The following is a 15044-nucleotide window of genomic DNA, read 5'->3' as shown; positions in this document are numbered from 1 at the left end:
ACCTTTGTTTTCAGACACACTAAAAAGCGAATTCTTAAAAATGAAAGGGGTTAGAAAAGCATGAACATCATTGACGAATTAGAATGGCGTAATGCTATCAATCAACAAACAGATGCAGAAGGGTTACGTGAGTTAGTAGAAGAGAAAAAAATTTCCCTGTACTGTGGGGTAGATCCAACGGGTGATAGTATGCATATTGGACATTTAATCCCATTTATGATGATGAAACGTTTCCAATTAGAAGGACATCATCCAGTAATTTTAATTGGAGGGGCTACTGGGACAATTGGTGATCCAAGTGGACGTCAAACAGAACGTCAATTACAGACGTTAGAACAAGTACAGCATAATGTTGAGGCATTGACGACACAAATGAAAAAGCTATTTGATTTTGGTGGTAATAGTAAAGTGAAGATGGTAAATAACTATGACTGGACACATCAGGTAAATATTATTGAATTTTTACGTGATTACGGTAAGAATTTTAGTGTGAATACGATGTTAGCAAAAGACATTGTAGCAAGTCGATTAGGGAGCGGGATTTCTTTTACAGAATTTTCATATCAAATTCTACAAGCTATGGACTTCCATCATTTATACAAATACGAAGGAGTACAACTACAAATTGGTGGTAGTGACCAATGGGGCAATATAACAAGTGGGTTAGATTTAATACGTAAATTAGAAGGGGCAGAGGTAAAAGCATTTGGATTAACAATACCCTTAATGCTAAAAGCAGACGGCACAAAGTTTGGTAAAACAGCAGGTGGGGCGATTTGGTTAGATTCAGAAAAAACAACACCATTTGAATTCTATCAGTTCTGGGTGAATACAGATGATCGCGATGTAATTAAATATTTAAAATTCTTCACTTTCTTAACGAAAGATAGAATTGATGAATTAGCGGTCAAGGTTCAAACAGAACCTCATAAACGTGAAGCACAAAAAGTATTAGCAGAAGAAATGACGAAATTTGTTCATGGTGAGCATGCGCTTTCGCAAGCATTAAAAATTACAGAAGCGTTATTTAGTGGGGATATTCAATCATTAACTGCAGATGAAATTGAACAAGGATTTAAAGATATGCCAACTTTCCACGCTTCAAACGAAACAAAAAATATTGTTGAGTGGTTAGTTGACCTAGGGATTGAACCTTCTAGACGTCAAGCAAGGGAAGACATTAATAATGGAGCTATTTCTATGAATGGTGAAAAGGTAACGGATGTAAATACAGATGTTACAGTTGGAAACTCATTCGATGGAAGGTTTATCATTATTCGTAAAGGTAAAAAGAATTACAGTTTGGTGAAATTAGGGAAATAGATTCTGTTAATGGTAACAGTTCACTTCCATTCGAGAAGAGCTTTGAATTTAGTGACGAAGAATAGGAACAGCACTATGAGCTTGCGCGTCATCTTCATATGCTCATGATAAGAATGTACTTGAAGAATATGCTGTGAAGATGGCAAAAGTAATTCAAGAGAAACTCGAAACCAACTATAATGTAGTGAATAAATTTAGTAGAAAATCTTTTATTTACATAATTTATATTGTTACGGAATCTTAGCTAGTCAGTATACTTACTCCCTCAAAATTTAGCGGTGTTGAATACCCCCATTTGTTTATATTATTTCTCGGTTTACCGGAAATTCCAAAAGTGAATCTAAAGAATTTAAAAAAGTTGATTAAATCCTATAATATTTTGTAGTTTATAAAACAACGTTGTTTGAGATTATCCCCTTTAAGTAGTAATTCAAAAACTCCTGGTAATGTGGAGAAAAGAATGAGACTTAGAGAGGACTTTTTTATGTTGAAAAGAGAGGTATTCATAATTATCTTATTATTTTTTATGAAGAGAAGATTAGTTATTGATTTATTACTTTAGTTTTTTAAAAATATTCATTTACCATTACTATAGTTACCTACAGGTAACCTACGCACATGAAAGTGCATCATTGCCTTTTTACATAAACATAGTTACACTTTTAATATAATAAACAACTGAGAAGATTAAGGAGTGTTACACTTGGCAGAATTATTACAAGGTAAAAATGCTTTAATTACGGGAGCAGGTAGAGGGATTGGTCGTGCTGTAGCGATCGCATTAGCGAAAGAAGGCGTAAATGTAGGTCTTTTAGCTCGTTCAGAAGAAAATTTAAAAGCAGTTGCGAAAGAAGTAGAAGCAGAAGGTGTAAAAGCTGTTATTGCGACTGCTGATGTATCTTCATATGAAGAGGTAACGACTGCAATTGAAACGTTAAAAAACGGTTTAGGATCTATCGATATTTTAATTAATAACGCTGGTATTTCTAAATTCGGTAAGTTTTTAGAACTAGACGTTGCTGATTGGGAAAAAATCATTCAAGTAAACTTAATGGGTGTATACTATGCAACTCGTGCAGCGTTACCGAGCATGATTGAACAGCAATCTGGTGATATTATTAATATTTCATCTACAGCAGGACAAAAAGGTGCGCCTGTAACAAGTGCATATAGTGCTTCTAAATTTGGTGTTCTTGGCTTAACAGAATCGTTAGCGATGGAAGTTCGCAAACATAACATTCGTGTAACTGCTTTAACACCAAGTACAGTAGCAACGGATATGGCTGTAGATTTAGGATTAACTGATGGAAATCCTGATAAAGTTATGCAAGCAGAAGATATTGCAGAGTTTATCGTAGCACAGCTGAAATTAAATAAACGTACATTTATTAAATCAGCAGGACTTTGGTCTACTAATCCGTAAGCTCTAAATTTATAAACAAAGCAGGGACATCTATTCTGTAATGGAGTGGGTGTCCCTTTTTTATTTTTTGTTTAAAACAGAATTTTCGGTATAATTAAATGTGTATGGTAGAAAAGCGTTAAAAAGGGATAGGCCGTTTCTATAAATTAATAGTTATTGATTCACATGTGTAAGTGCTATAGCGTTTGGGAGTAAAAGGCACGATGTTTTTTTGTGACGGCAGTCGTAAAAGAGTGATGTAAGGAGGCAAAAGGGATGAAAAAGAAGTTTCAAAAATTATAATGTGTATCGTGTACAACGAAATTAGCCCGTGGACCTCCAATTTAAATAGCTTTATATTATATATTAAAAAATTGGAGGTTATAAGTAGATGAGAACTGAAAAAGAAATGCTAGACTTAATTATAAATACAGCAAAAGAGGATGAAAGAATTCGAGCAGTCATCATGAATGGATCACGTGTAAATCCAAATGTGAAAAAAGATTGTTTTCAAGACTATGATATTATTTATGTTGTAAAAGATATACGCTCTTTTACGTCTGATCATAATTGGATTCGTAGATTTGGAGAAATAATGATTGTACAAATGCCGGAAGAAATGTCAGTAGTTCCAGCAGATGAAGACGGGAAATTTCCGTATTTAATGCAGTTCATGGATGGGAATCGTATTGATTTAACGCTAGTTCCAGTTCATTTAATAAATAAGTTCGTTGGACAAGATAGCTTAAGTAAACTGCTTCTTGATAAAGATGAATGTATTGAAGAATTACGACCAGCAAGCGATAAGGATTACTTAATAAAAAAGCCTACAGAAAAAGAATTTCTGGATTGCTGTAATGAATTTTGGTGGTGCAGCACGAATGTAGCAAAAGGGTTATGGAGAGAAGAACTTTCTTATGTGAAAGGGATGCTTGATGGTCCAGTACGAGATATGTTAATCGTAATGCTAGAATGGCATGTTGGTATGAAAACAGACTTTACAGTTAATACAGGGAAGTTTGGGAAGCATTTCGAGCAATATATTGACAAAGATACGTGGGAGCAATTTAAAAATACATTTTCTAATGCAGAATATGAGAGTATTTGGGAGTCATTCTTGGTAATGGGAGATTTATTTAGGGAAGTTGCGAATGAAATTGCTACCACTAATGGTTATCAATATCTGCAAGATGATGATGACAAAGTGACGAGTTATTTAAAGCATGTGAAAGCTTTGCCGAAAGATAGTACAACGATATATTAATTTTATAAAGCAGTAAGACTGTCCTAATTACGGACAGTCTTATTTTTGTTTAGGAATAAGAATTTCTCTAACAAAGTGCAGCTGAATCACATATGAAATTTTAGGGAGGTTTTTATCATGTATTATTTTTATTCACCAGAGATGTTCGTTCCATTTCAATCGGGGCTAGAACGAGATATTTCGTATGCTTATATGCCGTATCCTCCACTTTATTATGGAGACTATATAAGCTCATTGCCATACGCTTTACATGTTCCTCAAAATTATGAAGTCCAAATAAAAGAAGATCGTGGATCATGGACTCCATTTTCATGGGTTGAAAAATATGCGTATGCATTTTCAGGACCATATAATAAAGCGGAAGTAGCTCTTACATTTGATGATGGACCAGATTTAGTATTTACGCCAAAAATTTTAGATAAGTTAAAACACCATAATGTGAAAGCGACTTTTTTCTTACTTGGTGAAAATGCTGAAAAGTTTCCGAATGTAGTAAAGCGTATCGCGAATGAAGGGCATGTAATTGGTAATCATACGTATAGTCATCCAAATTTAGCGAAAGTAAATGAGGCCGAGTACCGTAATCAAATTATAAAAACGGAAGAAATATTAAAACGTTTAGCCGGCTATGCTCCTAAATTTATACGTCCACCGTATGGTGAAATACTTGAAAATCAATTGAATTGGGCGACTGAGCAAAATTTTATGATTGTACAGTGGAGTGTTGATACAGTTGATTGGAAAGGTGTAAGTGCTGATACGATTACAAATAATGTGTTAGGGAATTCATTTCCTGGTAGTGTCATACTTCAGCATTCAACTCCAGGTGGGCATTTACAAGGATCGGTAGATGCGCTAGACAAAATCATTCCGCAGTTAAAAACGAAAGGTGCGCGCTTTGTAACACTTCCAAGCATGTTCCAGACATCGAAAGAAAGAAACTGAATGTGATATAAATTGGAAAATTTAGGGTTATATCGTATAATGAAAGTGTAAGTTAGGGGGGATATAATTGATTGATGCACTAGTAAACATAGGAATGAGCATATTGATTGGTATTATATTTATACTTGCGGCACTGATTCTTCAAAAAAATCCACCGACAGATATTAACGCGGCATATGGTTATCGTACGAAACGATCTATGAAAAATAAGGAATTATGGGATGCGGGTAATAGGTATAGTGCAGAAGTGATGAAGCAAAACGGATTCATCATGATGTTAATTGGAAGTGTTATTAGTATACTGTTTAGATATCCTCATACAATGGTAGCGATTATGGCTGTCATGCTATTGTTAATCATTCGCTTATTTTTGCGAGTAGAGAAAAGGTTGAAGACCCTTGAACAATAATGATAAATAAAATCGGACTCCGGGGCAATATAAGCTGGGAGTCCGATTTTATTTACAAACAATTATTTTTTAACAATTCTTTTCCTTGTTTTATAACAAATTCATAGTATTCAAGGTCATATGGATAAATATCTTCAAATGTTATCGTTATCGGTTTACTGTTTAGAGCAGAAATAGTCGTTAAAGATGAAATATCTCTCTTTAATAGTTGTAGAAAAGCAGTTGCATGTACTTTCATCACATCGTCTACTTCCTCACCTGGTGCAAATGGAAGTGGCTTTAGTACATTGTGAAAATACATATGGCAAAATTCACGATCGGTAAGATTTGAAATTTCATAATCTATTTTAAAGATTCCTTTGTATGCTAAATCAGTAGTTTGAAAGGAAAGGCCTAATTCTTCTTCAATTTCACGAAGACCGCCAATTTCTACTTCTTCATCATGCATAATATGTCCAGCTGAAGTAATATCCCATATACTCGGAGCTTCTTTTTTATTTTTAGAGCGTAATTGGAAATATAAAAACATATCTTCAGCATCTTTTTCTATAAACCAACAATGAAATGTTTCGTGCCAATCACCGTCACGATGCACTTCATCACGTAATTTCTTCCCAAGTGTATTTCTGTCAGAATCAAATATTGTTAACCACTCTGTCATTTTAATTCCCCTTTCTGCAAATTTTATTATACAATATTCGTATTGAATTTTGGGAAAATAAAGAAAAAGGAGTGTTTATAAGTGGGGATAGAGAGTAAGGAAATAAAATCGCTTATTTCAACAGAGGAAGAACTACGAGAAATATTAGGGCAACCAAGTGAGCGAGCGTTAAAAAAAGTTATTTCATCACTTGATCATCATTGTGTAGATTTTCTGTCTAAATCTCCTTTTCTAGTATTATCTACTGCAAATAAATTAGGAGAGTGTGATGCTTCGCCGAGAGGAGATGCACCTGGATTTGTATACGTATTAAATCAAAATAAAATTATTATTCCTGAAAGAACGGGCAATCGTCGGATAGACTCCATTTTGAATATTATTTCAAATCCACGCGTAGGGTTAATCTTTTTTATTCCTGGTCTTGGGGAAACACTCCGAATAAACGGTAAAGCATATATTACAAACGATGAGGAAATTTTGAAAGAAATGCAGGCGAATGGACGTAATCCGTTACTTGGAATCGTTGTTGAAATTGAAGAATGCTACATTCATTGCGCAAAAGCTTTTATTCGTTCTAAGATGTGGGATCCAGAATCTTGGTTAAATAAAAGAGAGTTACCTTCAGCAGCAAAAATGTTAATGGAACATGCGAAAGTGAATGCTTCAGAAGAAGAGGTTGCACGTTCTTTAGAAGAAAGTTATACGAAAAGATTGTATTAAAAAAATTTTATAAGTATAGTTATAGAGAGTGGAAGGCTTCTCGTTTTAGAATGAATTATTTATATGTGAACTGCTGATTTACAAGTTAGAAATTTATAATATAGGTAATAAGAGAGGTCTTTGTAAAATGTTATTGTGAAATATAATAAAAAAATATCTTGAAAATAGTTAGTGAAAATAGGCTTGCTTTTTAAAAAGTTGATAACTATAATAAGTTAACAAATAGACATGAACGAAAAAGTAACGATAAGGACATGAAATCATTTTTACGGTTTACAGAGAGGGAAGCCAAGGGTGTGAGCTTCCTAACACGAGAAATGGTTTTACCACCTTTGAACTTCAATAGTGAACGAGTAATCTAGTAATTATTGACGGTATCAGCCGTTATCTGAACTTGAGCAATCTAGAAGAAAATGAGTCTAGGTTGGAACAAGGGTGGAACCACGAAAACACATTCGTCCCTTTCCTAGGGATGAGTGTGTTTTTTTATAGCTCTATAGATTGAAAATTTAAAATAATTAAAAAATAGTATTGATTTTGTTTTTTATGCGAGTATAATGAGTTAACAAATGAACATGAGCGAAAAAGTAACGATAAGGACATGAAATCATTTTTACGGTTTACAGAGAGGGAAGCCAAGGGTGTGAGCTTCCTAACACGAGAAATGGTTTTACCACCTTTGAACTTCAATAGTGAACGAGTAATCTAGTAATTATTGACGGTATCAGCCGTTATCTGAACTTGAGCAATCTAGAAGAAAATAAGTCTAGGTTGGAACAAGGGTGGAACCACGAAAACACATTCGTCCCTTTCCTAGGGATGAGTGTGTTTTTTTTATTACTTTGAAAGGAGGTGCTGTAATATGAAACGATTTGTACGTACCGAAATAACCACCACCTGTATGGGGAAATGGCAGAGTAAGGTGATTGATAGAGCCGAAAAATAAAATTTTAGGAGGAGATTAGAAGATGAATAATGTAATTAATGTTGGGGTAATCGGTTTAGGTACTGTCGGAAGTGGTGTTGTCCATATTTTGAAAGAGCATTACCAAAAAATCGCACTTGATACAGGGTGTGAAGTAAAGGTAAAGACAGTCGTTGTGCGTGATTTAGAAAAAGAACGTGACGTTTGTATTGATGGAATCGTAGTTACGCGTAATGTGGATGAAGTTCTAAATGATTCAAATATAGATATTGTAGTAGAGGTAATGGGCGGAATTGAAGAAGCAAAACAGCATATTATTAAGGCATTACAAAGTAAAAAACATGTTGTAACTGCAAATAAAGATTTAATGGCTGTATACGGGGCTGAGCTTCTACAATTAGCAAATGAAAATAATTGCAATTTGTTTTATGAAGCAAGTGTAGCAGGTGGAATTCCAATATTAAGAGGATTGGCAGACGGACTGGCCTCAGATCAAATTGAAAAAATAATGGGAATCGTAAATGGAACAACTAATTATATGTTAACAAAGATGAGTCAAAATGGATGGTCGTATGAAGAGGCTTTACAGGAGGCACAAAAATTAGGTTTCGCAGAATCAGATCCAACAGCAGATGTAGATGGTCTGGATGCAGCAAGAAAGGTAGCGATTCTTGCTAACTTAGGTTTTTCGATGGATGTTTCTTTAGATGATGTTCAAGTTAGAGGGATTCGAAAGGTTGAAAAAGAAGATTTAGAGATGGCGAAAAAGTTAGGGTTTACTATGAAACTAATTGGTAAAGCGGAGAAGCAAGGATCATCTATTCATTTAAGTGTAGAACCGACTTTATTGCCAAGTCACCACCCATTATCGAATGTGAATAACGAATTTAATGCGGTATATGTTCATGGTCAAGCGGTAGGAGAAGTGATGTTTTACGGACCAGGCGCTGGGAAGTTGCCAACTGGATCTGCAGTAGTTAGTGACATTATTTCAGTCGTTAAAAATATGAATCAAATACCGAAACATAAAAGTGTATTAAAAGAACCAGAGCCATATGAATTACAAGCTGATGAAGAAGTAGTTTCTAAATATTTTTTACGTATTTCATTAAGTGATGAACCTGGGATGTTACAAAAAATAACAGAATGTTTCGCTAATTGTTCTGTAAGTTTAAAAGAGGTAATTCAGTTGCCGCTGAATAGGGAACTTGCAGAAGTTGTTATCGTGACACATCACACTTCAAAATATCAATTTGAACAAGTGTTAAGAGCGATTGAAGATATCGCAAGTGAAATAAACAGTTACTACAGTATTGAGGAGGAAAAACAATATGTATAAAGGACTTTTAAAACAATATGCTTCATATTTACCGGTAAGTGAAAATACACCAGATGTTAGTTTAATGGAAGGGAATACACCTCTTATTCCATTATTAAATATATCAAAGCAATTAGGAATTCAGTTATATGGGAAGTACGAGGGCGCGAACCCGACAGGTTCTTTTAAAGATCGTGGCATGGTAATGGCGGTTGCTAAGGCGAAAGAAGAAGGCTCAGAGGCAATCATTTGTGCATCAACAGGTAATACATCGGCATCGGCTGCAGCATACGCGGCACGTCTCGGAATGAAGTGTATTATCGTAATCCCAGAAGGGAAGATTGCACATGGGAAATTAGCACAAGCAGTCGCTTATGGAGCAGAGATCATTTCAATAGAAGGGAACTTTGATGATGCACTTAAAGCTGTAAGGAATATTGCTGCAGAAGAGCCAATCACATTAGTAAACTCAGTGAATCCTTATCGAATTGAAGGACAAAAAACAGCGGCATTTGAAATTTGTGACCAGTTGCAAAAAGCGCCAGATGTTCTAGCTATCCCTGTTGGGAATGCAGGAAATATTACAGCATACTGGAAAGGGTTCTGTGAATATGAGAAAGAAAAAGGGTATAAGAAGCCAAGAATTCACGGTTTTGAAGCGGAGGGAGCAGCAGCGATTGTTAAAGGACATGTAATTGAGGCGCCTGAAACGATTGCAACAGCGATTCGCATCGGTAATCCAGCAAGTTGGTCGTATGCAGTAGAGGCTGCTGAGCAGTCAAATGGTGAAATAGATATGGTATCAGATGAGGAAATACTACATGCGTATAGATTGTTAGCAAAAACTGAAGGAGTTTTCGCTGAGCCAGGATCAAATGCTTCATTAGCAGGGGTAATTAAACATGTTCAATCTGGAAAAATCAAAAAGGGAGAAACAGTTGTTGCAGTATTAACTGGAAATGGTTTGAAAGATCCTGATATCGCTATTTCTTCTAATAAATTTGACATTGCAAGTGTTGCAAATGATATAGAACAAATTAAAGATCATATAAAAGGGGTGATTATGTCGTGATACCATTAAGCGTTCGTGTTCCTGCTAGTACAGCGAATGTTGGACCTGGATTTGACTCGGTGGGAATAGCTTTGTCATTGTATTTAGATGTGGTAGTAAAAGAGCAAGCTGATAAATGGCAAGTAATCCATTCATTTGAAGATTCAATTCCAACAGATGAAAAAAATTTAATCGTTAGCACGGCATGTAAAGTATGTCCTTCTTTATCGCCCCATATAATAGAAGTTACTAGTAATATTCCGCTTACAAGAGGTCTAGGGAGTAGCGCATCAGCGATTGTAGCAGGAATAGAGCTTGCGAATCAACTTGGCAATTTGAACTTAACAACTGATCAAAAAGTTCAAATTGCTACAAATTTTGAAGGGCATCCAGACAATGTTGCTGCTTCTATTTTAGGCGGAACTGTAATTGGAGCACTTGATGGAAAGAATGTTTCGGTTGTAAGAATTGAAAGTAAGGAGTTAGGCGTAATCTCTCTCATTCCAAATGAAGAGCTAAATACAGATGAAAGTCGATCTGTATTACCAGAGATGTTTCCGTTTCATGAAGCAGTTAAGGCTAGTGCGATAAGTAACGTATTAGTAGCTGCGTTATGTCAAAAGAAGTGGGAAGTTGTTGGTGAAATGATGGAAAGAGATCATTTTCACGAGCCATATCGTTTAGAGCTAGTGCCGTTATTACCATCTATTCGTAAATGTGCAAAAGAATTCGGGGCATATGGTACAGCACTTAGCGGCGCGGGGCCATCCATTTTTATATTAACGCCGTATGAGAAGCGTCAAGAAATTGCTGAGCAATTAGCGAGAGTATTTACAGTTATGAAAGTATGTGAGCTTGAAATCGATCATAAAGGGATTACTGTAAACAACGAAGAGCATATTGGATTATAAAGAAAGCTAGCATTGCTAGCTTTCTTTATGTTGTAAATCTATTTTTAATAGAAGTTTTGTATAATGTAAGTAAAGAGTGCATTCATTTTGGAGGTGCTTATATGGATAAAGAGTCACCAGAGGAAAAAAGAGAACGTATGAGACAAAGTGAATTGAAAAATAACCCTACCGGTTCTTTGAATGATGGACTCAATAGAGCGGAATCAGGTAGTCCAGTTGATATGGCAGGTGGTATGAATTGGAGAAGTACAGGGATAATCATTTTAATACTACTTTTAGGATACATTGTATACACTTATTTTTTCAGTTAAAGAATTCTTGTTAAAACTTTGATTTATTTCGTTTCATAATTAGTGAGAAAGAAAAAAACGCAGTTATTGTATTACATATCTTCTAAGCAGGTTATAGTTGTTCATATAAACTTATTTTTAATACTCCAAAAAGAGCTAGTGCTATGCTAGCTCTATTATTTTTTGCCACATACCTGTAACAAAGCCCCTGTATATTCAGTGGTGGAGGTGCAGAAGATGAAAAAAATGATAGCGATATGTCTTCTTACAACGATGTCATTTTCGACTTTAGTCGGGTGTAATGTAAAAGGTAATAATGCTGTACAAGAGTCTAAAATAAAGAAAGCAACGTATAGAGATTTTACGTATGATGTAAATCCGGAGACTTTCGCGTTAACTGTAGAACATGACAGTGTTAAAGAACAAGCATCACAACCGTTACCGAAAATGAAGGTGTCGAATTTGAAAAAAGACAAGGATCATACATCATGGGAATATCCGGATCAAAAAGTAAAAGTAAATTTAGAAAAGAAAAAAGACCACTTAAATATTGAATTGGAATCAACGGGAGCAGAAAGTTTTACATGGCCAAAAGTGCAAGCTGAAAATTATACACTTCCGTTATGGGAAGGTAAGCAAATTCCAAGTAATGATGAGAAGTGGAAGAAGTTTTTAAAGGATGATGCATATTCATTTGCTGAATCATTTTCTATGAAGTTTTTTGCATTAAATGGTTCTAAATATTCGATCGTATATATTGCGAACAATAGGTTTAATAATGAATTGAAATTTCATTCGGATCCGAAAATAGGGTTTGATTTTATACATGAATTCCCGAGTATAAATAAAAATAAAACATATGGCTTTCAATTATATGTGACAAATAATGATGCAGTAAGTATTGCTAAACTGTATAAGGATAATATTGCTCGAAAAGGTGAATTTAAAACATTACAAGAAAAGGCAAGAAAAAATAAAGAAATCGAAAAACTTTACGGGGCAGCTCATTTTTATTTTTGGAATCAAAATGGTTTATCAGAAAGTAACTTAAATTGGCCGAAGCTAAGAGAGCGAATAAATAGCTCGGTGTTTAGCCATATAAAAGAGCTTATTCAAAAGAATAGTTCAGAGCCTGGGGAATTGAATGTGTTTGAGCAAGTGAGTAAACAAGATTTTGTCGATAAGTACCAAAAAAATGTTATTTTACGCTATACAAACGAAGTATTATCTATGAAGGAATTGTATAAAGAGGATATTTTCCCGAAAGTTGATCAGGAAGCTAGTTTGTTATTAAAGAAAGGTGTAGATCACTTATCGAAGACGGAGTTATATAACTTAAATAAGCATTTATTAAAGTCCGTACTCGGAGATGCAGTTGATGAAGTAAGTAAATGGGGTAAAGCAGATGGGACGGATATTATAAAGGAAATGAAAGAAGCTGGAATAGACAAAGCGTGGATTGGTCTACCAAACTGGGAACAAGGATTTATGCAGCCTAATTTCGTTACAGAAGCGAAGGAAATGGGATATTTAATTGGTCCGTATGATTCTTATCATTCCATTCACGAAAAAGGTGATAAAAATTGGAATACAGCGTCCTTTAATGACCCATCGTTATATGAAGAGGCAACTGTAACGAAGAAAGATGGAGAAAAGGTGCAAGGGTTTTTAGGTAGAGGGCGAAAACTAAACCCGACATTATCACTTCCTAGTGTAAAAGAACGAATGAACGATATATTACAAAATGGCCCTAAATACAATTCATGGTTTATTGATTGTGATGCGACGGGTGAAATTTACGATGATTATTCAGCGAAACATATAACGACACAAGAACAAGATTTAAAAGCAAGATTAAAACGAATGGATTATATTGCGCAAGAAAAAGGTATGGTAGTTGGCTCTGAGGGCGGAAATGATTTTGCAAGCAGTACGATTGCATTTGCTCATGGAATTGAAACACCTGTTATTAAATGGGATGATGAAGATATGAGGGAAAATAAAACGAGTCCGTACTATGTCGGGGGATATTGGTCACCAAATCAAAATGTTCCAGAAAAATATGCGAAGCAAGTGCCGTTAAAAGAAGAGTATAAACAAGTGTATTTAAATCCAGTTTATTCAGTGCCACTATATAAATTAGTATACAACGATTCAGTAATTACAACACATCACTGGGAATGGGGAAGCTTAAAGGTAAAAGATGAAGTTGGAAATCGTATGCTATATGAATTATTGTATAATGTTCCGCCGTTGTACCATTTAGATGAAGTAGAGTGGAATAAACATAAAAAAGAAATTACACAACATCTGAAAGTTTGGAATGAAGTTCATGAAAAAGCAGTAAAAGAAGAAATGACGAATTTTGCATATTTGTCAGAAGACAAATTAGTACAATCTGCTTCATATGGAAAAGATATTAAAATCATTGTGAACTTCTCTAATGATGAAGTGGAAATAGAAAAAACGAAAGTTAAAGCAAAATCTGCGTTAATTATTAATAATGGGAAGCAAATCATGTATAAACCAAATTAATGAAATTAATATATATAAATTTAATGTCCGTTTTGTATAAATAGTGACTTGCCAAAAATAAGCACAAGAGTATAATGTGAAATGGAATACATATTGGATTTATAAAGTAACCTTACAAAATTGTAAGGTAATTGAAAGGAAATTCAATATGAAGATTAATAGACTTACATTATACTAGGGAAAGAGAAAGAGAGGCGAATGGATATGAGCTCTGAATTAGAACAAAACACAAGAAGTAATAAAAAACGTTCTAAAAGAAAGTCAATAAAATGGTTCATTATAATTCCATTTTTCCTACTTATTTTTGGAGGAGTAGGATATGGATCGTTCATATATAACAAAGCAAAAGCGGTTGTAAGTGCTTCATATGCAGAAATTGATAAGTCATCAAAACGTGATAAAGAAGTTGAGCCTTTAAAGGATAACATCTCAATTTTAATTATGGGTGTAGATGGAAGTGACATGAGAAAAAGCCAATATGGCGATGCAGTTCGAACAGATGCACTTTTATTAGCAACAATTAATAAAGAGGATAAATCTGTTAAATTAGTTAGTATTCCGCGTGATTCACGTGTGTATATTCCATCTAGAAAAAAATTAGATAAAATTACTCATGCACACGTATTTGGTGGTGTTGAAAGTACGCGAGATACTGTGGAAAGATTTTTAAATGTTCCAGTTGATTACTATGTGAAGTTTAACTTTGAGTCATTTGTTCAAATTGTAGATTCACTAGGTGGTATTGATATTGATGTACCTGTTACTTTCACAGAGCAAGATAGTAAAGACCAAGCAGGTATGATTCATTTAGAAAAAGGTTTCCAACACTTGAATGGAGAACAAGCACTTGCACTTGCAAGAACACGTAAAATTGATAGTGATACAATGCGTGGGCAAAGACAACAACTTGTAATAGAAGCAATTGCGAAAAAGGCGATGTCGGTCCAATCAATTAGCAAAATGGGCTCTTTACTTGATGCAGTTGATAACAATATGAAAACAAACTTAACGTTTGATGATATGCTTGCTATTACGAAAAATATGGCTGGATCTGATCTGCAAATGGAAAAAATGCAAATTGAAGGAACAGATAAACGTATCGGTGGTATTTATTATTACATTCCAAATGAAAAAAATGTGAAAGATATTTCAAAAAAATTAAATGATCATTTAGGTATAACACCAAACCCAGTTCGAAACGAATAGTAAAAAAGATTGGCCTTCGCCAATCTTTTTTTATGGGAATATATTTGTAACTTTTCTGTAACGATTTTTTATTTTAGAAAAATT

General features: G+C 34.5%; 13 protein-coding genes and 2 other annotated features. Of the genes, 12 read left to right on the top strand and 1 reads right to left on the bottom strand.

What is annotated here, in order from left to right; genetic code table 11:
* The first annotated feature begins 60 nt into the window (after window positions 1–60).
* From tyrS to MR065_RS15545, 5 genes are all read left to right on the top strand, one after another.
* Complete coding sequence (tyrS, locus tag MR065_RS15565) at window positions 61–1323, top strand: tyrosine--tRNA ligase (protein WP_128281378.1); 1263 nt, start codon at window positions 61–63, stop codon at window positions 1321–1323.
* Between the two features lie 703 nt (window positions 1324–2026).
* A complete protein-coding gene (locus MR065_RS15560) occupies window positions 2027–2746 on the top strand; it encodes a 3-ketoacyl-ACP reductase (RefSeq protein WP_000818985.1) in 720 nt (239 codons plus the stop codon).
* A gap of 370 nt (window positions 2747–3116) precedes the next feature.
* Window positions 3117–3989, top strand: a complete 873-nt coding sequence (locus tag MR065_RS15555) for an aminoglycoside 6-adenylyltransferase (protein ID WP_242214281.1) — start codon at window positions 3117–3119, stop codon at window positions 3987–3989.
* Window positions 3990–4106: 117 nt separating this feature from the next.
* The gene (locus MR065_RS15550) at window positions 4107–4934 is read left to right on the top strand and encodes a peptidoglycan-N-acetylglucosamine deacetylase (RefSeq protein ID WP_242214280.1); all 828 of its coding nucleotides are present in this window, start codon (window positions 4107–4109) and stop codon (window positions 4932–4934) included.
* Between the two features lie 70 nt (window positions 4935–5004).
* Window positions 5005–5343 (top strand): SdpI family protein, encoded by a 339-nt coding sequence (locus tag MR065_RS15545; protein ID WP_242214316.1) that lies wholly within the window; start codon window positions 5005–5007, stop codon window positions 5341–5343.
* Between the two features lie 52 nt (window positions 5344–5395).
* On the opposite strand, the gene MR065_RS15540 is transcribed toward MR065_RS15545, so the two are convergent.
* A complete protein-coding gene (locus MR065_RS15540) occupies window positions 5396–6004 on the bottom strand; it encodes an NUDIX hydrolase (RefSeq protein ID WP_242214279.1) in 609 nt (202 codons plus the stop codon).
* An 81-nt stretch (window positions 6005–6085) separates the two neighbouring features.
* Here MR065_RS15540 and MR065_RS15535 point away from each other — a divergent pair, with 81 nt between their 5' ends.
* The 7 genes from MR065_RS15535 to MR065_RS15505 all read left to right on the top strand — a co-directional run bounded on the left by MR065_RS15535 (window position 6086) and on the right by MR065_RS15505 (window position 14960).
* On the top strand, window positions 6086–6724 hold the full coding sequence (locus tag MR065_RS15535) for a pyridoxamine 5'-phosphate oxidase family protein (protein WP_242214278.1): 639 nt from the start codon (window positions 6086–6088) through the stop codon (window positions 6722–6724).
* A gap of 234 nt (window positions 6725–6958) precedes the next feature.
* Window positions 6959–7190, top strand: a binding site (T-box leader).
* Window positions 7191–7305: 115 nt separating this feature from the next.
* Window positions 7306–7537 (top strand) — a binding site (T-box leader).
* Window positions 7538–7692: 155 nt separating this feature from the next.
* The gene (locus MR065_RS15530; RefSeq protein ID WP_242214277.1) at window positions 7693–8988 is read left to right on the top strand and encodes a homoserine dehydrogenase; all 1296 of its coding nucleotides are present in this window, start codon (window positions 7693–7695) and stop codon (window positions 8986–8988) included.
* Window positions 8981–10039 carry a threonine synthase gene (gene thrC, locus MR065_RS15525; RefSeq protein ID WP_097829798.1) on the top strand — a complete coding sequence of 353 codons (1059 nt, stop codon included), beginning with the start codon at window positions 8981–8983 and terminating at the stop codon, window positions 10037–10039. The genes MR065_RS15530 and thrC overlap by 8 nt, the downstream gene beginning before the upstream one ends.
* Entirely contained in the window at window positions 10036–10929 is an 894-nt protein-coding gene (gene thrB, locus MR065_RS15520) for a homoserine kinase (RefSeq protein ID WP_242214276.1), read from the top strand. Before thrC ends, thrB begins: the two co-directional genes overlap by 4 nt.
* A 101-nt stretch (window positions 10930–11030) precedes the next feature.
* A complete protein-coding gene (locus MR065_RS15515) occupies window positions 11031–11240 on the top strand; it encodes a DUF6366 family protein (protein WP_242214275.1) in 210 nt (69 codons plus the stop codon).
* A 216-nt stretch (window positions 11241–11456) separates the two neighbouring features.
* The gene (locus MR065_RS15510; protein ID WP_242214274.1) at window positions 11457–13754 is read left to right on the top strand and encodes a glycoside hydrolase; all 2298 of its coding nucleotides are present in this window, start codon (window positions 11457–11459) and stop codon (window positions 13752–13754) included.
* 204 nt (window positions 13755–13958) lie between these two features.
* A complete protein-coding gene (locus MR065_RS15505; protein WP_472927164.1) occupies window positions 13959–14960 on the top strand; it encodes an LCP family protein in 1002 nt (333 codons plus the stop codon).
* Window positions 14961–15044: the final 84 nt, after the last annotated feature.

The sequence above is a fragment of the Bacillus cereus group sp. BfR-BA-01383 genome, assembly GCF_022663495.1.
Classification (GTDB): Bacteria; Bacillota; Bacilli; order Bacillales; family Bacillaceae_G; genus Bacillus_A; species Bacillus_A cereus_AU.
This window is presented reverse-complemented; position numbering and strand designations above follow the sequence as displayed.

Bases quoted from the DNA above. Each gene is read 5' to 3' on its own strand.
- tyrS (WP_128281378.1), top strand. From the start codon at position 61: ATGAACATCATTGACGAATTAGAATGGCGTAATGCTATCAATCAACAA.
- MR065_RS15555 (WP_242214281.1), top strand. From the start codon at position 3,117: ATGAGAACTGAAAAAGAAATGCTAGACTTAATTATAAATACAGCAAAA.
- MR065_RS15550 (WP_242214280.1), top strand. From the start codon at position 4,107: ATGTATTATTTTTATTCACCAGAGATGTTCGTTCCATTTCAATCGGGG.
- MR065_RS15540 (WP_242214279.1), bottom strand. From the start codon at position 6,004: ATGACAGAGTGGTTAACAATATTTGATTCTGACAGAAATACACTTGGG.
- MR065_RS15530 (WP_242214277.1), top strand. From the start codon at position 7,693: ATGAATAATGTAATTAATGTTGGGGTAATCGGTTTAGGTACTGTCGGA.
- thrC (WP_097829798.1), top strand. From the start codon at position 8,981: ATGTATAAAGGACTTTTAAAACAATATGCTTCATATTTACCGGTAAGT.
- MR065_RS15515 (WP_242214275.1), top strand. From the start codon at position 11,031: ATGGATAAAGAGTCACCAGAGGAAAAAAGAGAACGTATGAGACAAAGT.
- MR065_RS15510 (WP_242214274.1), top strand. From the start codon at position 11,457: ATGAAAAAAATGATAGCGATATGTCTTCTTACAACGATGTCATTTTCG.
- MR065_RS15505 (WP_472927164.1), top strand. From the start codon at position 13,959: ATGAGCTCTGAATTAGAACAAAACACAAGAAGTAATAAAAAACGTTCT.